General features: G+C 59.3%; 19 protein-coding genes and 4 tRNA genes. 12 read left to right on the forward strand and 11 right to left on the reverse strand.

The annotated features are described in order from the left end of the window. Positions 1–18 precede the first annotated feature (18 nt). Positions 19–2652, reverse strand: coding sequence for a phosphoenolpyruvate carboxylase (gene ppc, locus G5229_RS14525; RefSeq protein WP_115522987.1), 2634 nt, complete (start codon positions 2650–2652; stop codon positions 19–21). Between the two features lie 231 nt (positions 2653–2883). Next, positions 2884–4029, reverse strand: coding sequence for an acetylornithine deacetylase (gene argE / locus G5229_RS14530; RefSeq protein WP_421209418.1), 1146 nt, complete (start codon positions 4027–4029; stop codon positions 2884–2886). A 271-nt stretch (positions 4030–4300) separates the two neighbouring features. Between argE and argC the strand changes: the two genes are divergently transcribed. From argC to G5229_RS14570, 8 genes are all read left to right on the forward strand, one after another. Continuing rightward, the gene (gene argC / locus G5229_RS14535) at positions 4301–5308 is read left to right on the forward strand and encodes an N-acetyl-gamma-glutamyl-phosphate reductase (protein WP_421209420.1); all 1008 of its coding nucleotides are present in this window, start codon (positions 4301–4303) and stop codon (positions 5306–5308) included. Between the two features lie 22 nt (positions 5309–5330). Beyond that, positions 5331–6110: an acetylglutamate kinase gene (argB, locus tag G5229_RS14540; protein WP_033115912.1), complete on the forward strand. Its 780-nt coding sequence runs from the start codon at positions 5331–5333 to the stop codon at positions 6108–6110. 25 nt (positions 6111–6135) lie between these two features. After that, the gene (locus G5229_RS14545) at positions 6136–7047 is read left to right on the forward strand and encodes an ornithine carbamoyltransferase (protein WP_421209422.1); all 912 of its coding nucleotides are present in this window, start codon (positions 6136–6138) and stop codon (positions 7045–7047) included. Between the two features lie 84 nt (positions 7048–7131). Beyond that, complete coding sequence (locus G5229_RS14550) at positions 7132–8367, forward strand: argininosuccinate synthase (protein WP_033115910.1); 1236 nt, start codon at positions 7132–7134, stop codon at positions 8365–8367. Between the two features lie 210 nt (positions 8368–8577). Further along, positions 8578–9963: an argininosuccinate lyase gene (gene argH, locus G5229_RS14555; protein WP_103252246.1), complete on the forward strand. Its 1386-nt coding sequence runs from the start codon at positions 8578–8580 to the stop codon at positions 9961–9963. A 231-nt stretch (positions 9964–10194) separates the two neighbouring features. After that, positions 10195–10563 (forward strand): hypothetical protein, encoded by a 369-nt coding sequence (locus G5229_RS14560; RefSeq protein WP_421209425.1) that lies wholly within the window; start codon positions 10195–10197, stop codon positions 10561–10563. A 66-nt stretch (positions 10564–10629) separates the two neighbouring features. Continuing rightward, positions 10630–11697 (forward strand): hypothetical protein, encoded by a 1068-nt coding sequence (locus G5229_RS14565; protein ID WP_421209427.1) that lies wholly within the window; start codon positions 10630–10632, stop codon positions 11695–11697. A gap of 44 nt (positions 11698–11741) precedes the next feature. Beyond that, positions 11742–12305, forward strand: a complete 564-nt coding sequence (locus G5229_RS14570) for a hypothetical protein (protein ID WP_421209429.1) — start codon at positions 11742–11744, stop codon at positions 12303–12305. A 112-nt stretch (positions 12306–12417) separates the two neighbouring features. Here the strand turns inward: G5229_RS14570 and G5229_RS14575 are convergent, their stop codons facing one another. Beyond that, complete coding sequence (locus tag G5229_RS14575; protein ID WP_421209431.1) at positions 12418–12873, reverse strand: hypothetical protein; 456 nt, start codon at positions 12871–12873, stop codon at positions 12418–12420. Positions 12874–13315: 442 nt separating this feature from the next. On the opposite strand from G5229_RS14575, the gene G5229_RS14580 reads away from it, so the two are divergent. Beyond that, the gene (locus G5229_RS14580; protein WP_158113363.1) at positions 13316–14008 is read left to right on the forward strand and encodes a B3/4 domain-containing protein; all 693 of its coding nucleotides are present in this window, start codon (positions 13316–13318) and stop codon (positions 14006–14008) included. A gap of 76 nt (positions 14009–14084) precedes the next feature. On the opposite strand, the gene G5229_RS14585 is transcribed toward G5229_RS14580, so the two are convergent. The 6 genes from G5229_RS14585 to plsY form a co-directional block, all read right to left on the reverse strand. Next, the gene (locus G5229_RS14585; protein WP_421209433.1) at positions 14085–15257 is read right to left on the reverse strand and encodes a nucleoside recognition domain-containing protein; all 1173 of its coding nucleotides are present in this window, start codon (positions 15255–15257) and stop codon (positions 14085–14087) included. 106 nt (positions 15258–15363) lie between these two features. Continuing rightward, a tRNA-Asn gene (locus G5229_RS14590) sits at positions 15364–15439 on the reverse strand. A gap of 8 nt (positions 15440–15447) precedes the next feature. After that, a tRNA-Phe gene (locus tag G5229_RS14595) sits at positions 15448–15523 on the reverse strand. A 3-nt stretch (positions 15524–15526) separates the two neighbouring features. Beyond that, positions 15527–15602, reverse strand: a tRNA-Thr gene (locus G5229_RS14600). Positions 15603–15654: 52 nt separating this feature from the next. Beyond that, positions 15655–15730, reverse strand: a tRNA-Phe gene (locus G5229_RS14605). Positions 15731–15777: 47 nt separating this feature from the next. Next, complete coding sequence (gene plsY, locus G5229_RS14610) at positions 15778–16440, reverse strand: glycerol-3-phosphate 1-O-acyltransferase PlsY (protein WP_421209435.1); 663 nt, start codon at positions 16438–16440, stop codon at positions 15778–15780. Between the two features lie 157 nt (positions 16441–16597). Here plsY and folB point away from each other — a divergent pair, with 157 nt between their 5' ends. The 3 genes from folB (at position 16598) to G5229_RS14625 (ending at position 18093) form a co-directional block, all read left to right on the forward strand. Next, on the forward strand, positions 16598–16969 hold the full coding sequence (gene folB, locus G5229_RS14615; protein ID WP_270905374.1) for a dihydroneopterin aldolase: 372 nt from the start codon (positions 16598–16600) through the stop codon (positions 16967–16969). Beyond that, a complete protein-coding gene (gene folK, locus G5229_RS14620) occupies positions 16969–17478 on the forward strand; it encodes a 2-amino-4-hydroxy-6-hydroxymethyldihydropteridine diphosphokinase (RefSeq protein ID WP_107684303.1) in 510 nt (169 codons plus the stop codon). Before folB ends, folK begins: the two co-directional genes overlap by 1 nt. Before the next feature lie 126 nt (positions 17479–17604). Beyond that, on the forward strand, positions 17605–18093 hold the full coding sequence (locus G5229_RS14625) for a YbaK/EbsC family protein (RefSeq protein ID WP_158113362.1): 489 nt from the start codon (positions 17605–17607) through the stop codon (positions 18091–18093). On the opposite strand, the gene mdtD is transcribed toward G5229_RS14625, so the two are convergent. Both mdtD and G5229_RS14635 read right to left on the reverse strand, forming a co-directional pair. Then, positions 18065–19468, reverse strand: a complete 1404-nt coding sequence (mdtD, locus tag G5229_RS14630) for a multidrug transporter subunit MdtD (protein WP_158113361.1) — start codon at positions 19466–19468, stop codon at positions 18065–18067. The genes G5229_RS14625 and mdtD overlap by 29 nt on opposite strands. An 11-nt stretch (positions 19469–19479) precedes the next feature. After that, positions 19480–20088 carry a TetR/AcrR family transcriptional regulator gene (locus G5229_RS14635; RefSeq protein WP_158113360.1) on the reverse strand — a complete coding sequence of 203 codons (609 nt, stop codon included), beginning with the start codon at positions 20086–20088 and terminating at the stop codon, positions 19480–19482. Between the last annotated feature and the right edge of the window lie 86 nt (positions 20089–20174).

A 20174-nucleotide genomic window follows, 5' to 3' on the forward strand; every position in this document is an offset into this window, starting at 1 on the left:
GCTGGCTTGGGCTGGCGATCAACCGGTGTTGCGCATACCTGCGGCAATACCGGCGATGGTGACCATCAGCGCCTTGTCCAGCTCGGGGTGCAGGGTCTCCGGGTGGTTGCGGGAGCGGTTGAGCAGCTCGGCTTGCAGCACGTTGAGCGGGTCTGTGTAGGGGTTGCGCAGCTTGATGGACTCCTTGATCCAGGGCTGATCCTCCAGCAGATCCCCGCGCGGGCTCAGTTTCAGCACCACCTCGATGGATTCGGCGAGCTCCTGACGCAGCTGTTTGCCAAGGCCCCACAGCTCCTGCGGCACCAGACGGGTGTCGTAGTATTCGGCAAGCCAGACGTCCGCCTTGAGGAACACCATCTCCAGCATCTCGAGGCGAGTGCGGAAGAAGGGCCACTGGGCGCTCATCTCTTCCAACACCGCCAGCTTGCCGCCGTCGATGGCCTGCTGCAGCGCCTTGTGGGCACCGAGCCAGGCCGGCAGCATCAGGCGGTTCTGGGTCCAGGCGAAGATCCACGGAATGGCGCGCAGGCTCTCGACGCCGCCGTTAGGCTTGCGCTTGGAGGGACGGGAGCCGAGCGGCAGCTTGCCGAGCTCCATCTCCGGGGTGGCGGCACGGAAGTAAGGGACGAAGTCCGGATGACCGCGCACAATGCTTCGGTAGTGATCGCAGGAGTCGGCGGCCAGCTGTTCCATCACCTCGCGCCAGCACTCTTTCGGCTTGGGCGGCGGCAGCAGGTTCCCTTCCAGCACGGCGCTGGTGTAGAGCTCCAGACTCTTGATCGCCACTTTCGGCAGACCGAACTTGAAGCGGATCATCTCCCCCTGTTCGGTGGTACGCAGACCGCCGCGCAGGGATCCCGGCGGCTGGGAGAGGATGGCCTGATGGGCAGGGGCACCACCACGACCGACGGTACCGCCACGGCCATGGAACAGGGTGAGGCGGATATTGTTGGCTTCGGCCAGACCCACAAGGGATTCCATGGCGGCGTACTGGGCCCAGCCGGCGGCCATCATGCCCGCATCCTTGGCAGAGTCGGAGTAGCCGATCATCACGTACTGACGGCCCTGAATGTAGCCGCGATACCAGTCCACCGAGAGCAGACGCTCCATCACGGCGGTGCCTGCCATCAGGTCATCCTGGGTTTCAAACAGCGGGGCGACCGGCATGCGGAACTTGCAGCCCGCCTCTTTGAGCAGCAGTTGCACCGACAGCACGTCGGACGGCGCACCGGCCATGGAGATGATGTAGATACCGAACGCATCGGGGTCGTGCTCGGCGATAACCTGACAGGTATCCAGCGTCTCGCGCACCTCGGCGCTCGGTTCCCAGTCGTGGGGAATGAGCGGGCGGCGGGAGTTCAGTTCGTTGAGCAGGAAGGCCTGCTTGTCATCTTCGCTCCACTCGGCGTAGTCACCCAGACCCAGATAGCGGGTCAGCTCGGAGAAGACCAGCCCGTGACGCTCGCCATCCTGACGGATATCGAGCTTGACCAGATGGATGCCGAAACAGGCGACCTTGCGCAGCACATCCAGCAGCATGCCATCGGCGATGTTGCCCATGCCGCAGGCGTGCAATGAGTGGTAGCAGAGCTCCAGCGGCTCGCGCAGCTGGGCGGTGGTCTTGACCAGATCCTGGCTCTCGCTCGCCTGGCCCTGCACCTTGGCGGTGAGGTGCTCCTTGGTCTCGCGCAGCGCTTCACGCAGCTCGCGCACCAGCGCACGGTAGGGCTCGGGGTGATCGCCAACGCGAGCGCGCACGGCGTCGGTACAGTCAGACATGGAGAGCTCGGAGGTGAGCTCCTTGATGTCTTTGTAGAACAGGCTCACCGCCATCCAGCGGCCCAGCTCCAGCACTTCGGCAGTCACCTTGGCGGTGACGAAGGGGTTGCCGTCACGGTCACCGCCCATCCAGGAGGTGAACTTGACCGGCGCGGCATCCAGCGGCAGCCGCACACCCAGATGGTGTTGCAGACGCTCGTCCAGATTGCGCATGAATTCGGGAATGGCGGGCCACAGGCTGTTCTCCACCACGGCGAAGCCCCACTTGGCCTCGTCGACCGGTGTCGGGCGCTGTTCGCGGATCTCGTTGGTGTGCCACGCCTGATTGATGAGCTGCTCGATGCGATTGAGGATCTTGTCCCGCTCGCGGGGCAGCAGGTCGGAGAGCTCCAGCGCCTCGAGGCAGTCGTTGAGCTGTACGTGCTTGTGGATCAGGGTGCGACGGGTCACCTCGGTGGGGTGAGCGGTCAGCACCAGATCGATATCCAGCTCGCGCACGGCCTGGATGATGGCTTCCTGCGACAGGTTGGATGCTTTCAGCTTGTCGAACATCTGCTCCAGCGGATCCGGGGTGCAGACCTGCTCTTCGCAGCGACGGGAGATGGTGTGGAACTGTTCCGCCACGTTGGCCAGATTGAGGAACTGGCTGAAGGCGCGAGCCACCGGCAGCAGTTCGTCATCGCTCAGGGTGCGCAGGGTATCGAGCAGACGTTCCCGGTCTGATTCATTGCCCTTGCGGGAGGACTTGGCCAATTGGCGAATGGTTTCGATCTTGTCGAGAAAGGCCTGACCCTGATGATCCTTGATGGATTTACCCAGCAGCTGACCCAGCATACCTACGTTGGCGCGTAGTGCGGCGTACTTTTCGTTCATTCCACATCCTTATCTTGTTGGTGCCTGACACCCATCCGGGGTGCTAGACGACCTCACTTATTGTTGTGCGATTACAACATATGCTCCGTCATCTTAGGGTGACAATCTACCCAGATTGTCTGCGCAAGGTCAAATAACAGGCCGATTCAGAACATGTATTTCCATCACCACTCCACAACCGGCTTGTTATGTAACTTACTTACAGTTTTTACGCCCCTTTCACCGCCGCCGCTACAGGCAAAAACGTCTGATCAGGTGTTGCAACACTGCGGTGGTCGGCTTGACGAAGGAGAGGTCGAGATACTCATCCGGCTGGTGCGCCTGGGTGATATGGCCGGGGCCCATCACTATGGTCTGGCAGCCAAGCTGCTGGATAAACGGCGCCTCGGTGCAGTAATTGACTGACTCGGCGGCGCGACCGCTCGCCTTCTCCGCTTCGCGCACCAGCACAGCGTCGTCGGCGCAGGCGTAGGCGGGAATGGGTTCATGCAGATGTTGCAGATGCAGGCAGCCCGGCTGGTGGATCTCGATGGGCGACAGTGCCTCTTTGAGCATCCCCATCAGCTCATCCGGCCCCACCTGCGGGGTGGGTCGCAGGTCGATATGCAGCTCGCAGCAGCCGCAGATGCGGTTCGGGCTGTCACCCCCCTGAATGTAACCCAGGTTCAGGGTTGGCTGCGGCACGGCAAAGCGGTGGTCGGCGTAGCGATCTTTCAGATCCTGCTGCAAGCGCAGCACCTGCCCCATCGCCTTGTGCATGATCTCCATGGCGTTGACACCGTTGGCGGGATCCGAGCTGTGACCGCTCTTGCCGGTAATGCGGATCGCCTCCGACATATGACCCTTGTGGGCCACCACCGGCACCAGTCCGGTCGGCTCGCCAATCACGGCGTAGTCGGGTTTCAATTCGGCCGCCGCGGCGATGGCGCGGGCCCCCGCCATGGTGGTCTCTTCATCTGCGGTAGCGAGAATGCGCAGCGGCTTGGTCAGCTTGGTGAGGTCGATCTCTTTGAGCGCCTCGACGATAAAGGCGAAGAAGCCCTTCATATCGATGGTACCGAGACCATAGAGGCGGTTGCCCTCTTCCGTCACCTTGAAGGGATCCTTGCTCCACCCCCCCTCATCGAACGGCACCGTATCTGTGTGACCCGCCAGCAGCAGACCGCCCTCCCCCTGACCGATCGTCGCCACCAGATTGAACTTGCCCGGCAGGTCGGGGAGCGCCGTTACCTCGCACTGAAAACCGAGCTGACCGAACCAGTCGGCCAGCAGCCGGATCACCGCCTCATTGCTCTGATCCCACTTGGGATCCGTGCTGCTGATAGAGGGAATCGCAATAATATTCTTATAAAGTGAAAAAAAATCCAGATTGGCCATCAGCTCCTCCTTGCGTCCCCGGAATGTTTCTGTTAGAAAATACAAATGCAAAGTGAGTGCATGAATATTCTGTAATTTTACCTGAATATCTGGCTCATCAACAAAGGCTTCTAGTTGTAAGGGAAAGTTAATGTTCTGTCACCTGATCTATAACCGACGACACACACCCGCCTGAATTGCCCCTCCGCACTTGTGCAAAGGGGCGATCGAACACCCTTGTGCACTGCAGCGTCATGCTGTGAATCTCGAACTCTGACTTGGAATATTCAACATGCTTAACACCGTTATCGTCGGTGCCAGTGGCTACGCGGGAGCCGAACTGGCCGCACTGGTACAGAACCATCCACAACTCAAACTGTTCGGCCTCTATGTCTCCGCCGGCAGTCAGGATGCCCACAAGCGCTTCTCTTCCCTGCATCCCCAGTGGGTCGGTGCCCTCGATCAGCCGCTGCTGCCGCTGGACGACGACGGCATGACCCGGATCCTGACCCAGGCCGATCTGGTGCTGTTGGCCACCGCCCACGAGGTGAGCGCCGAGCTCGCACCCAAGTTTCTCGCCAAGGGGCTGCCGGTGTTCGATCTCTCCGGCGCCTTCCGGGTCAAGGATCAGGGCTTTTACGACAGCTTCTACGGCTTCACCCACGACAGCGAGCAGTGGCTGGATCAGGCCGTCTATGGCCTGGCGGAGTGGAATGCCGATGCCATCGCTACCGCCCAGCTGATTGCGGTGCCGGGTTGCTACCCGACCGCATCGCTGTGCGCCCTCAAGCCGCTGCAACAGGATGGCCTGATTGCCAAGGGGTGGCAGCCCATCATCAACGCCGTCTCCGGGGTCTCCGGCGCCGGGCGCAAGGCGGCCATCAACACCAGCTTCTGCGAAGTGAGCCTCAATCCCTACGGCACCTTCAATCACAGACACCAGCCGGAGATCAGCCATCACCTCGGCAAGGAGGTGCTGTTCCAGCCCCACCTTGGCAACTATGTGCGCGGCATTCTGGCCACCATCTATGTGCAGCTGGCGGACGGCGTCACCCCCACCCAGGTGGATCAGGCCTTCCTCAAGGCTTATGAAGGCAAGCCGCTGGTGCGCCTCACTGGCCTGATGCCCTCTATTCGCGGTGTGGCAAACACCCCTTACTGCGATATCGCCTGGCAACAGCAGGGCAACATGCTGGTGGTGGTCTCTGCCATCGACAACCTGCTCAAGGGCGCAGCCTCGCAAGCCATGCAGTGCATAAATATCAAATTCGGATTTGAACCGGCCACCGGCCTGATTTAAGGACTTAGGAAGGATCTCGAACATGGACAAACAGACGTTGGTAATCAAGCTGGGCGGCGCCCTTATCGAGAACGACGAGGCGCTGACCGCCCTGTTCGCCACCCTCAAAACCTTTCTCGACGATCAGCACCGTCCGCTGGTGCTGGTACACGGCGGTGGCTGTCTGGTGGATGACCTGCTCAAGGGGCTGGGTCTCACCTCCACCAAGAAGAATGGCCTGCGGGTGACCCCTTTCGAGCAGATCCCCTTTATTGCCGGGGCGCTGGCTGGGACCGCCAACAAGCAGATGATGGCCAAGGCGATCGCCACCGGCATTCCGGCGGTGGGGCTCTGTCTGGCAGATGGCGGCCTGTGTCAGGTGACCCAGCTCGACCCGGATCTCGGCGCGGTCGGCGAGTGCAAGCCGGGTAATCCGGCACTGGTGGCGGGGATCCTCGGTCAGGGCTTCCTGCCGGTGGTGAGCTCCATCGGCATCACAGCCGAGGGGCAGCTGATGAACGTCAACGCGGATCAGGCGGCCACCGCCATTGCCGAGGCGCTCGGTGCCGATCTGGTGATGCTCTCCGACGTGAGCGGCATCCTCGATGGCAAGGGCAAGCTGGTGCCCCAGCTCGACAAGCTGACCGCGCTGGATCTGATGGAGAAAGGGGTGATCCGCGATGGCATGGCGGTCAAGGTAGAAGCCGCCCTGCACGCCGCCCAGACCCTCGGCAAGCCGGTCTGTGTCGCCAGCTGGCGCTACCCGGATCAGCTGCTCAAGCTGCTGGCTGGCGGCGCGGTCGGCACCCAGGTCGCTATTTGATCTCCACCGGAACAAGGAACATCCGATGCAACATCTTCTGAAAGACAGTGATCTGAACAAAGCCCAGATTGAAGCGCTGATTGCGCTGGGCAAGGCAGTGAAGGCCGACCCGAAGAAGTACAGCCAGGCGCTGGCGGGCAAGAGCGTGGTCACCCTGTTCGAGAAACCCTCCCTGCGCACCCGGGTCACCTTCGACATCGGCATCGCCAAGCTGGGCGGCCACAGCGTCTATCTGGATCAGCAGAACGGCGCGCTGGGCAAGCGGGAGTCGGTGAAGGATTTCGCCGCCAACCTGTCGCGCTGGTGTGATGCCATCGTCGCCCGGGTGTTCGATCACCAGACCCTGATCGAGCTGGCAGAGCACGGCACAGTGCCGGTGGTGAACAGCCTGTGCAACCTCTACCACCCCTGTCAGGGGCTGGCCGACTTTATGACCATTGCCGAGCACTACGACGACCTGTCGAAGGTGAAACTTGCCTACCTCGGTGATGGCAACAACGTCAGCCACTCTCTGCTGCTGCTGGGGGCGACCCTGGGCACCGACGTGACCCTGATCTGCCCGAAAGGCCACGGCCCGGATACCCAGATCTTCCTGCAGGCGCAGGCACTGGCGGCCAAGTCGGGGGCGACCATCCACATCAGCGATGACGTGGCGGATATCGAAGGGTTCGACGTTGCCTACACAGATACCTGGGTCTCCATGGGCGACAACACCCCGATGGAGCAGGTCAAAGACCTCTTTATGCCTTACCAGATCAATCAGGCCCTGCTCGACCGCACCGGCATTGCACATGTGCTGCACTGCCAACCGGCGCACCGGGAGCTGGAGATCACCTCGCAGGTGATGGATGGCCCCGCCTCCCTCATCATGGACGAGGCCGAAAACCGGATGCATATCCAGAACGCCGTGTTGCTGACCCTGTTTGGGCATAAATAGTCAGGGCAACAAGTAACGCGGCAATCAACCTGAATCACGACCCTTTTATTGAATCATCATCGAATCATCACGGAGAGAAGTAAAATGAGCGGAATCAACAAGATCGTACTGGCTTACTCGGGTGGACTGGATACCTCGGCCATCATTCCCTGGCTCAAAGAGCACTATGACGCCGAAATCATCGCCTTCGTGGCCGATGTGGGTCAGGAGCGCGACGATCTGGAAGGGATCGAGCAGAAAGCCATCGCCTCCGGTGCCACCAAGTGCATCATCAAGGATCTGCGGGAAGAGTTCGTCAAAGAGTACGTCTACCCGACCCTGAAGACCGGCGCCGTCTATGAGGGCACCTATCTGCTGGGCACCTCCATGGCCCGTCCGGTGATCGCCAAGGCGATGGTCGAAGCGGCGCTGGCGGAAGGGGCCGATGCCATCTCCCACGGTTGCACCGGCAAGGGTAACGATCAGGTGCGTTTCGAAGGTGCGGTCGCCGCGCTGGCGCCCCAACTGAAAGTGATCGCCCCGTGGCGGATCTGGGACATGCGCTCCCGGGAAGATCTGCTCTCCTATCTGGAGACCCGCAACATCCCCTGCAAGGCGACCCTGAAGAAGATCTACAGCCGCGACGCCAACGCCTGGCACATCTCCACCGAGGGTGGCGAGCTGGAGAGCACCTGGAACGAGCCGTCCGAAGCGGTCTGGCAGTGGACCGTACCGGCCGAGCAGGCTCCGGATCAGCCGGAGTACGTCAAGCTGACCGTGGCGCAGGGTGAAGTGGTGGCCGTGGATGACCAGCCGCTCAGCCCGCACCAGATCCTGATGACCCTGAACGAGCGTGCCGGCAAGCACGGCGTGGGCCGCATCGACATCACCGAAAACCGGATGGTGGGGATGAAGTCCCGCGGCTGCTACGAAACCCCGGGCGGTACCGTGATGGTCGCCGCGCTGCGCGCCGTGGAAGAGCTGGTACTGGATCGCCCGACCCGCGCCTGGCGGGAGAAGCTGGGTGCCGAGTTCTCCCATCTGGTCTATGACGGCCGCTGGTTCACCCCGCTGTGCAAAGCGATCCTCGCCTCTGCCAACGCCATCGCCGAAGATCTGGATGGTGAAGTGGTGCTGAAGATGTACAAGGGTCAGGTCACCGCTGTGCAGAAGAAGTCGCCGAACAGCCTCTACTCCGAAGATTTCGCCACCTTCGGCGCCGATGAAGTGTATGACCAGAGCCATGCCGAAGGCTTTATCCGTCTCTACACCCTGGCCAGCCGGATCCGCGCCATGAAGGAGCAACATCAGGCTATCGGTGGCGATCACACCCACGGCTAAGCAAGCGCGATAACCCGTTGATTCCGTTGAGGGGGCATGGCCCCCTCTTCTATAGGCAGAGGGCATAACCCCTGACCCATCATCGGCGGGTGTGACAAGAGCGGCAGCGCCCCGGCCGCTTCTGTGAGATAACAGGCTCGCAGAAAAACAGGGCACGATTTCAAGCTCGGCGGCCAGGGCGCCGTCGACAACGCATTCAAGGAGAGCAGTATGGCACTTTGGGGTGGACGCTTCAGTCAGGGAGCCGATAGCCGGTTCAAGCAGTTCAACGATTCGCTGCGGTTCGATTACCGGCTGGCGGAGCAGGATATTCAGGGCTCCATGGCCTGGGCCAAAGCGCTGGTCAAGGTGGGCGTATTGACCAGTGACGAGCAGGGCAAACTGCAGCAGGCGATGGAGGTACTGCTCGCCTCGGTGCAGCAGGATCCCCAGCAGATCCTCAATTCGGATGCCGAAGATATCCACTCCTGGGTCGAGAGCCAGCTGATTGCCGCCGTCGGCGATCTTGGCAAGAAGCTGCACACCGGCCGCTCGCGCAACGATCAGGTCGCCACCGACCTGAAACTCTGGTGCAAGGCGCAGGGTGAGCTGCTGCTCGGCTCCATCACCGCCCTGCAGCAGGGACTGGTCGCCTCCGCCCGTGCCAATCAGGCCGCGGTGCTGCCCGGTTACACCCACCTGCAGCGGGCCCAACCGGTCACCTTCGCTCACTGGGCGCTGGCCTATGTGGAGATGCTGGAGCGGGACTACTCCCGGCTACAGGATGCCCTCAAGCGGCTCGACACCAGCCCGCTCGGCTGCGGCGCGCTGGCGGGCACTGCCTATGCCATCGACCGCGAAGCGCTGGCGCTCGACATGGGCTTTGGTGGCGCCACCCGCAACAGTCTGGATTCGGTCTCCGATCGGGATCACGTAGTGGAGCTGATGCACGTGGCGTCCCTCTCCATGACCCACCTGTCGCGCTTTGCCGAAGACCTTATCTTCTACAACACCGGCGAGGCGGGCTTTGTCGAGCTCTCCGATGCGGTCACTTCCGGCTCGTCGCTGATGCCGCAGAAGAAGAACCCGGATGCGCTGGAGCTGATCCGTGGCAAGACCGGCCGGGTGGTCGGCGCCCAGATGGGCATGCTGATGAGCCTCAAGGCGCTGCCGCTGGCCTACAACAAGGACATGCAGGAAGACAAGGAGGGGCTGTTCGATGCCCTCGACACCTGGCACGACTGCCTCGATATGGCGGCGCTGGTGCTGATCGATCTGAAGGTCAACGGCGAACGCACCATGGCGGCGGCGCAAGGCGGCTACGCCAACGCCACCGAGCTGGCGGACTATCTGGTTGCCAAGGGGATTCCGTTCCGTGAAGCGCACCATATCGTCGGCGAAACCGTGGTCTTTGCCATCAGCGTGGGCAAACCGCTGGAGGAGCTCTCCATCGGTGAATTCCAGCGTTTCAGCCCGGTGATCGAGTTCGACGTCTACCCCAATCTGGAACTGGAAGCGACCCTGGCCAAGCGGGTCGCCAAAGGCGGCGTCGCCCGCGAGCAGGTTGAGGCAGCCCTCACTGCCGCAGAGCTGTGGCTGGCCAAACGGGCGGGTTGATCCGCGCGACGCTCGCCTCGTAATGAAATGCAAACGGCAACCCGAGGTTGCCGTTACTTTTTAGCATCTATCAGTTCTGTCGCTCAGCGCACATTTTCCATGTTGTGAAACGATTTCACACTATCTAGGCTTCATATCTCATCATCGGCACCGCGGTCCCCCGATTACATTATATGTAGTTTTGTATATCTGAGGCGTGTCTCTTAACTCTGTCTGTTCAGGAGCACAGCTATGGCAGTTATAAAGGATAACAACATCAAGATAGGTGAAGATACAGTACCTCCCACTTTTTATATCGGTCTTACTATGGCTGGTGCCATCTCCGCAGGTGCCTATTCGGCAGGAGTGATGGATTTTCTACTGTCCGCATTGGAAGAGTGGGAAAAACAGAAACGAATAGACCTTGAAAACGGGGAAAAAACTGTTCCGAATCATCAAGTAGTTATTTCAGTGATGACAGGCTCTTCCGCAGGTGCCGTCACAGCGGCACTTACCATCCCAGCATTATCTGCTGGATTTGTGCAGGAGAAAGATTATACCCTAAAAAACCTCTATCGCCCTTGGGTAGAACAGCTCCGTTTTGATCCACTCAAAGGATAAGGCTTACTTGCACAAAATGACCTTAAAGGGGATGGCAAAGTTTACTCCTTACTTGATAGCAGCAGTTTGCAACTTATTGCCAATGAGGCACTTAAGAACGCTCACACCATTACACCAGCCAAACCATATCTGGCCGATGAACTACATTTATTTTTCACTCATAGCAATTTACGTGGCATTCCTTACAAAATTCTTTTCAATACCGTGCAGTATAACTTAGAAAATAAACACAACAAAGATGAAACAAATGATGGGTACAATATGATGCTGCATGCTGACAGAACGCATTTTGCTCTAAAAGATACAGGTAATCATCCGATACAGCAAGGCTGGGCAGATTGTGAATATGCTTTTCCATTAAAAATATCTGATGCAGCCAGTTTTTCTGGGCATTGGCCTGGTTATATTAATGCAGCAATTCTATCTGGCGCCTTTCCGATTGGTTTAGCCGCTGTCGATTACAACTATCAAGACTCTACCAGCGTACAAACGAGAGCGTGGCCAATGTTAAGCCACCCTTGTAATAGTTGGGAAGAAGCGAATAAACAATATGAACAGATAAAACCAGCAATTCCTGATGGCATTATTCCCGATGTCAAATATACCGGTGTGGATGGCGGAGTACTGGACAATGAACCATTTCAACTGGCTCGCTGGAGCCTAATGCGTACACCCGGCAAACCCAATACCCGTAACGAAGATATTAACACTCCCCTTGAGGCACGGATAAAAAACGGAGAAATCGTCGATCGTGCGGTTATCATGATAGACCCCTTTCCTGAACCAGATATTTGGTCCGATTGGTCACCCAAGGATCGTCTCCTGACGAACGTGATCTCCAAGTTGTTTCCCATGATGAAGGCACAGGCTCGCTGCAAGATGGAAGAGGCTTTTGCAGCCATGGATGACAGTATCTACAGTCGTCATCTTATTGCTCCGATTAGATGCGTTAATCACGAGGCGCACGAGTATGCAATTGCCTGTGGCTTGTTGGGTGGTTTTGGTGGTTTTCTGTCACAAAATTTTCGCCACCATGACTATCAACTAGGACGACGCAACTGCCAACAGTTTTTACGCCAACATTTATCACTCCCCCCCACTATGCAATTGTCAATACTGGTTATAGCAAGATAACGCCAACCCAGAATACAGCGGGTAAACTACCATTAATTCCACTAGTGGGGGACTTAGAAAAGGAGATAGATATTCCCGCATGGCCAAGGCTAGAAATCAAAGATGTAGAAAAGTGCATTGATCTGGCGATGGCAAGATTAACGTCGATTAAGACAGAGTTGCTAAGGAGTCAGAGCCGTTTTACCGCCATGACGGCGGGCGTTTTCTGGCGGTGGAAAAAAGATGACGTGAAAGATTATATGCGTTTCACCCTGCTATCAGAGCTAGTTCGTCGTGACCAGTTGACTGGTTGGTGTAATGCAGAAAAACTGACAGAAGCTCAGCGTCAAATCTATGCTGAACTTGCCAGGCCGAAATATGATGTGCGCACGGCCAAGGGAATTAGAGAGTCATTAAAACGAAGAGGGATAAGTGAGCAAAAAATCGACAGCATGGGAATGAACGAGAAGGGAATAACGACAATTCTCGAACAATCACATTATATTGTTAAGGGGCCAGCGGTATATGATGGCCGACCCAGTTACGTTTTATCTGAACGCTATGAACGCCCCCTCTTTAAATGGTGGGATGAGTGGAGGAAGGGAAAGCCGACCCACGACCTAGACTAATTTTATCAACACCCCAGCTCTGCAAAATGATTAATTTTATTTGCCATACACATCTGATGTCATCTGAAAAAATGGCAACCCTGGGTTGCCGTTCTTTATTGCTCACCGCCGTTCACGCGCTGGCATTGAGCAGTTTGCCCACCCCCTCCCCCTTGCCATTGGGCAGGGTCTGTTTAAAGGCGCCGAGCAGCTGGTCGAGGTTGAGAATGCTGGCACCGAGGGAATCCTTGAGGGTATCGAGCTCGCTTTGCAGCGCATCGAGGCGGGTGCTCTGGGTACCATTGGCCAACTGGCTACGGGCGCTATCGATGGCGGCAGGGAGGGATTGGCCGCCATTCTCCTGCCCCAGAGTCTGCATCAGCTCCCCCATAAAGTGGTTGATGGCAGCGCGGTTCTGCTCGCTATTGGCATCCTTGATTCCCAGCCGCTGGAACAAGCTCTGGACGGTAGGGGCGAGGCGATCTTCCTGCACTGTTTGCTGCACAGACTCGGGTTTGGCACTGCTGCCGAGCAGCTGACTGCCCAGCTTGAGGGCGATAGAGGCAAGGGGAAGCTGGTTGCTGATCATGATATCTCTCCGCGACAACGACCCTTGATGGTGTTGCCAAGAGGAATGCATAAGCGGGGCCAGAACGATGAAAAAACGCCAACCATAGCCAACTCATTGAACAACCTAGCAATTTGGGTGACCGCCTCGTGCTTGGGCATTGCAACTGAGGTCATCACAAGAGAGCCGGGCGGCCAGCGGCTGCCGCTGCAGTTCCAGGCGGCAAAGGGGCATTACCGCAGCAAACCGGAGACGGCAGGGCTCCTCTTCGCTATATACCGCTACATGCCCGCCATCCCCTTGATCACGTCATTTTTCATTCATTAAACTTATGGGCATTAAGATCATGTAAATTTTCTTATCTAACATGTTCGCGCATGATGGCTCTCAAACCGGATTTGCCGTTGCCGCTATGCTGGCCGGCAGCCGCCTTCTCCCAGCCTCTTTCGTTTATGGAGTCGCTATGTCCCTGATCACCCCCTATATCTCCCCCGAAGTCAACCAGCTGGCTCCCGGCTTTCGCGCTTTGAGCATCACGGTGCAGGCCGCCGCCGTGGTCGACCCGAACGTGGGGGCGCGCGCCCTTGATGAAGCCTGCACCGCCATGCTGACCGCCGATGTGCCCTGGGCAGAGGCGCATCTCGCCGCCTGGGGCGAGCTGTTCAGAAAATTTGGCGCCAAGCCGCAGCGGACTCCCTGTTCCGCCGAGGCTCTGAGAAAGCGGGTCGCCCGCGATGGCAACCTGCCCGCCATCGATCCCGTAGTCGATCTCTACAACGCCATCAGTATCCGCTACGCCATTCCGGTGGGGGGCGAAAACCTGCTCACCTATGAGGGACTACCGCGACTGGTGGTAGCCGATGGCAGCGAGCAGTTCGATACCATGAAGGGGGGCGAACCCGCACACGAATCTCCGGAACCCGGCGAGGTGGTCTGGCGGGATGACAAGGGGGTCACCTGTCGGCGCTGGAACTGGCGGCAGGGTGTGCGTACTCGACTCAGTGTCGATTCGGGCCAGATGTGGTTCATTCTGGAGAGCCTGACCGAGATGCCGCTGGCTGCGCTGCATGAGGCGGGGGAAAAACTGATCGCCGGGCTGCGGGAGATGATGCCGGAAGCGGTGATCGCACAGAGCCTGCTCGGCTATGTTGAGTAAACCGAAGGACGAGCCAACTCGTCACCGATAGATACAGAGAGGGGCGCCACAGCGCCCCTCTCTCTTTTCACCCTGCTCAGCCCAGCAGCATATAAAGCTGGTGAGCGGCTACCCCGGCGCACAGGCCGCCGATGGTGTGGGCGACGATGGCGCGGGAGGTGAGGTGGCGATAACCGAGAGCATCCAGCATGGCGGTGTGGGTGCTCAGGAAGCCACTCCAGCACATCCCCATGGCGGTAAACACCGCGACCTCGTTACCGGTGATCCACCCTTTGGCGATAAAGGGGGGCACCAGCGACATGGCGGCACCGACCGCACCGAGCGAGGTGGCGGGGAAAGCGACCAGCTCCGGCTGCTGGAAGCCAAACAGCAGGTCAAACAGCCAGCCAGCCTTGGCAGCCAGCACCGGCAGCAGGGCTACCCCCTGGAAGGCTTCGCCGGTATAGCCCTTCTCCCCCGGACCGAAGGTGAGCAGCATGACGAAGGTACTGATGATGAGCACACCCGGGATCACCGCCATCCCCAGCTCCACACCGGATTTGCCGCCATCGAGCAGAGAGTTGAGGATCCGCAGCCAGCCGGGAGCCGCCTCTTTGGTCACCCCGACCTTGTGCCCCTTGGCAACAGTCGGCTCATCGTCCAGCACCTCGCCCACCAGCGGGCGGATCATCCGTTGCATCAATCGGGTAGAGACCACCGAGCCTACCAGAGCGCCGAGCAGCCCGATGAGCGCCGCGCTTGCAGTGGATTCACCGCCCGGCAGCTGCAAGGTGGCCATAAAGGTCACCACGATCAGCCCCATGCCAAAGGCTGTGCCGAAGTTGGTGAGCGACACTAGCTGCCAGGGGGTGAAGCCCTTGCGAAAGCGGCTGTCCTTGGCGAGGCTGATCACCGCCGGGTTGTCGGAGAAGAAGGTCATCAGCGCCGCCAATGCGGTGCGACCGGGCAGACGAAACACCGGTTTCATCAGGGGTGCCAGCAGCACCTCCAGCAGTCGGATCACCCCGAATTCGCTCAGCAGCTGGCTGAGGGCGCCGGAAAGTACGGTGATCCCCATGATAAAGAGCACGGTATTGAGCAGCAGCTGGTGGGCGGTATTGAACAGGGTGTTGACCATGGCGGAGAGGCCCATCTGGCTGCCGAGGTAGCCAAACAGGCTGCCCAGGATCAGCAGCACCAGCACGGGCTCAAGCCACTCGCGGATGGTGGCCAGTCGCCCCTTTGAGTCTATAACTACTTGATTTTCCATATCTATCCTGCCGTCATTCTGTGCGTGTGTGATTGTTGTTATGGTAAAAGAGCGGTGTTGAACCAATGAAAAAAAGCCCTTGTCTTGCGACAAGGGCTTTTCGGTTTGGCTCCTCCTGCTGGGCTCGAACCAGCGACCTGCGGATTAACAGTCCGTCGCTCTACCGACTGAGCTAAGGAGGAATTATTCGTGGTGCCCAGAGACGGAATCGAACCGCCGACACGGGGATTTTCAATCCCCTGCTCTACCGACTGAGCTATCTGGGCAAATGGTGCCGGCTACCGGAATCGAACTGGTGACCTACTGATTACAAGTCAGTTGCTCTACCTACTGAGCTAAGCCGGCACACTTTAAACCATTGTGCATGAACAAATTTTTATTTCATGGCACCAAATTTTGGTGCCCAGAGACGGAATCGAACCGCCGACACGGGGATTTTCAATCCCCTGCTCTACCGACTGAGCTATCTGGGCGTGGGCGCTATTAAACGGATTTTAAGGCGGATGGTCAACGGGAAATTTCACTTTTTGTCTCGTTCGTCTCTTTTTTGCGCAACATCGTCCATTTCTGCCACTTCCTCGGCACAGGCCGCGCCTTTTCGCCCCCAGACTCTGGGTTCTTCCCCCTTGAGCAGGCGGGAGATGTTCTCGTGATGGCGGAGCAGGATAAGGCAGGAGAGCAGCGAGACTGGCAGGGTATATTCGGGTTTGAGCAGGTAGGTAAAGAGCGGCGTCAGCAGCACGGTAATGATGGAGGCCAGCGAGGAGTAGCCGCTCACCAGCAGCACCAGCAGCCAGGTGCCAATCACGGCGCCCCCCATGGTGAAGCCGATGGGCAGCATGGTACCGAGCGCCGTCGCTACCCCCTTGCCACCACGAAAATGAAAGAAGAGGGGGTACATATGGCCGAGACAGGCGGCGACCCCGATAAAGCCGAGGTAGACGGGTTTGATCTGCAGATACCAGGCGAGATAGACGGGCACAGTGCCCTTGAGCACATCGAGCAGCAGCACCACCAGCGCCGCCATCCGGCCACCGAGGCGCAGCACATTGGTTGCCCCCGGATTGTGGGAGCCATGATCCCGCGGGTCGGGCAGACCGGTGCAGCGAGAGACCAGCACAGCACTGGATAGTGAACCACCCAGGTAGGCCAGAATAATCATCAAAATCGTCAGGGCCGTCATCTTGGTCGTTTTTACCACGATATGAATGGGGTATGATGCGGGCCACATACGCTGGCATGGGCCCATGCCCACCCAGAGCGCCTCGGCAAGCCTGTTGCCCGGCCAGCATCCCTGCGCTGTCATCACAGCCCATCAAGAGTAAAGAAGAAGTACAGTCATGGACAAGGTGTTTATTCGCGGACTCGAAGTTTTGACCACCATAGGTGTATATGAGTGGGAGAAGGGCATTCGCCAAAAGCTCCGTTTTGACCTCGAGATGGGGTTCGACAACCGCCCCGCGGCAGCAACCGACGACATTAATCTGGCACTGGATTATGCCGACCTCTCCAACAAGATTTGCGAACATGTCAGCGGCAAGGTGGTCGAGCTGGTCGAGACCATGGCCGAGCAGGTCGCCATGCTGGTTCTGACCGACGCGCGGGTGCAGTGGGTCAAGGTGACCCTCACCAAGCCGGGCGCCGTGCCCAATGCCGCCGGGGTCGGCGTCGAGATCCTGCGCCATCGCACGCCGGCCGCGAGCAGCAACTGATGACCACCATCTATATCAGCCTGGGCTCCAACATCGAGCGGGAGCGCCATATCCGTGCCGGGCTCGATGCCCTGCACGCCGAATTTGGTGAGCTGCGGGTCTCCCGGGTATTCGAGAGTGAGGCGGTCGGCTTCAACGGCCGCCCCTTCTACAACCTGGTGGCGGCTGCCGAGACCGATCTGCCGCTGACCACCGTCTGCCAGCGACTGCGGGCCATGGAGTTCGCCCACGGCCGTGAGCCGGATGCCAAGAAGTTCGCCCCGCGCACCCTGGATCTCGACCTACTGCTCTATGGCGATCTGGTCTGCGACACCCCGCTGGTGCTGCCGCGCGGTGAAGTGCTCACCAACGCCTTCGTGCTCTGGCCACTGGCCGAGCTGGCCCCCAAACTGCGCCACCCCGTCGATGGCCGCACCATGGGCGAGCTGTGGCAAGCCTATGACAAGGCCTCCCAGCAGCTGTGCCCCATTCCCTTTCACTGGGAAGCGTGCGAATTGCAGCATCACTGATCCGCAAGGGCGCCTCACGGCGCCCTTGTTGTTTGCACAGACAGGGTTGCTTATCACGGATAAGAAAGTGTCATTGGGCCTGACCCTGCGAGGCTGGCAGGATAGCGCCCACTACAGGAGAACCCCATGCCACTCGATACCATTCACCATTTCAACTGCCAACTGCTGGCAGAACTGCCCCACCAGCGCTATGAGCATGAACCCATCCTCGACTACGCCACCGATGAAAAGGTCAAGGCCCGCCTCGGCTGGCAGGCGGAGTTCAGCAAGACCCTGTTTCTCAAGTTCAAGGATGGCCGCTTCGCCCTGCTGCTGACCCACAGGGACGGACGGCTCGACAACAAGGCGGTCAAGGCCGCACTCGGTGCCAAGCCCTCCATCTGCACCGCCGAAGAGATGCAGGCGGAGATCGGCTGCCTGCCGGGGGCGGTTTGCCCCTTCCTGCCCCGTGCCGATATTCCGCTACTGGTGGATCCGCAACTGCTCAACCACACCGCCTTCACCTGGACTCCGGGCCACCCGGAGCAGACCTTTCTGCTGGCGACCGAGCATCTGGCCGAAGTGCTGGCGCAGCTCCCCTGCCAAGTCAGCTATCTGCCCGCCCCGATGGCGTAGCCCCATCGCGCGCCAGCTGGGCGAAGATCAGCGCCGCCAGCATGGAGAGCAGGCCGACACAGAGGTAGGTAAGATGGAACCCGGCCAGCCACTGGCCGTTGGCCGCTGAGGTACCCGCCGAGAAGAGCCCGAGCAGGCTGGCGGCAATCGCCACACCCAAACTCATGGAGAGCTGCATCACCACCGAGAGCAGACCGTTGCCACTGCTGGCCAGGGTCGGGCTGAGATCTTGCAGCGTGAGAGTGTTCATGGCGGAGAACTGCAGCGAGTTGATGGCGCCGAAGATCGCCAGCCAGCCCAGCAAGACCCCGTAAGGGAGCTGGTTGTCGATAAAGTAGAAGCTGGCGATCATCGCCCCCAGCAACAGGGTGTTGCCGATCAGAATGCGGCGATAGCCCACCTTCGGAATAAGCTTGTTCACCAGCGTCTTGGTCAGCATGGCGCCAATAACCGTAGGGATCATGGTCATCCCCGCCTTGCTCGGCGAGAAACCGAGCCCCAGTTGCAGAAACAGCGGAGTGAGGAAGGGCATGGCGCCGCTGCCGAGGCGGGCAAACAGGTTGCCCCAGATGCCGATGGCAAAGGTGGCGGTCTTGAACAGGTTCAGGCTAAAGAGCGGCTGCGGTGCATTAGCGGCATAGAGCCAGTAGCTCGCCATCGCCGCCAAGCCGAAGATCAGTGCAAACAGCGCCCAACCGGTGGAGATGCTGTGCTCCCCCAGCCCCTGCAAGCCGACCGACACCAGCACCATGCCGACGCTGAACATCACAAAGCCCTGCCAGTCGAACCGGGCGGTCTGCTGCCGCAGCTCCGGCATAAAGTGCCAGCTGGCGATAAAGCCGAGCAGCCCCACCGGCAGGTTGATGAGAAACACCCAGTGCCAGCTCGCCACTTCCACCAGCCAGCCACCGAGCGCCGGCCCCATCAACGGGCCGAGCAGCCCCGGGATGGTGACAAACGACATCACCCGCAGCAGCTCGTGCTTGTCATAGACCCGCAGCACCGCCAACCGTCCCACCGGCATCAGCAGCGCACCGCCAATCCCCTGAAGCACACGGGCGGCCACCAGCATGGAGAGGGAATTGGAGGCGGCGCAGGCGAGCGAGCCGAGGGTAAAGAGCGAGATGGCAGCCAGATAGATGCGGCGGGTGCCGAACCTGTCAGCCAGCCAGCCGGAAGCCGGGATCAGCAACGCCACCGTCAACATGTAGGCAATGATCACCGACTGCATCTGCAGCGGGCTCTCTCCCAAGGTCTCGGCCATGCTGGGCAGGGCGGTGTTGAGAATGGTGCCATCCAGCGCCTGCATAAAGAAACCGACCGCCGCCAGCAGGGGCAGCCACTTGCGCTGGGCATCTGTCACTGTGTGGCTCATTGCCACCTCCATTATTTTTGCGGGGGAGCGGCGGCGGTCAGGAAGAGATCGACACAACTCAGGGTCCAGGCATCCTGCTCGGCAGCGCTCTGGGTCAACGGCAGACCCAGCTCACGGAGCATTCGCTCCTTGCCCTGCCACATCAGCAACAGCTGCATGGCGGCCTGTTCACTGTCTTGATGGCAAAGCAGGCCTTGCTGCTTCTGCTGCTCCAGCCAGTTGGACAGCATCTCGGTCACATAGAGCGGGCCCGCTTCGAAAAAAAGGGTGGCCAGCTGGGCATCGTTGCAGCTGATGCAGGTGCGAAAGATATTGATGGCATCATCGCTCAGGATCAACTTGCGAAAGCTGCGACCAAAGGCAATCAGGCTCTCCCGCACATTGTTGCCACGCAGCAACACCTCCGGCATCAGCTCGCTGCTGACGCACTTGCTGCCCACCGCTTCGGCAAACAGCGACTCCTTGTTGGCAAAATGGCTGTAGACCGTCTGCTTGGAGACGCCCGCTTCACTGGCCACCATGTCCATGCTGACCAGATGCAGACCGTGCTGACAGAAGAGCCGCCCGGCAGCATCGAGGATCGCAGCCCGCTTCTGCTGACTACGGGGTGAAATGTTCATTTTTCCTCCACAATCAAACTGGACAGTCTAGTTTCGAAAAACTAGACTCACCGGTGTGATTTGATGTTATGTCAACCAGAGGATGA

This window comes from Aeromonas sp. 602396 (genome assembly GCF_049173735.1).
GTDB lineage: Bacteria > Pseudomonadota > Gammaproteobacteria > Enterobacterales > Aeromonadaceae > Aeromonas > Aeromonas veronii_A.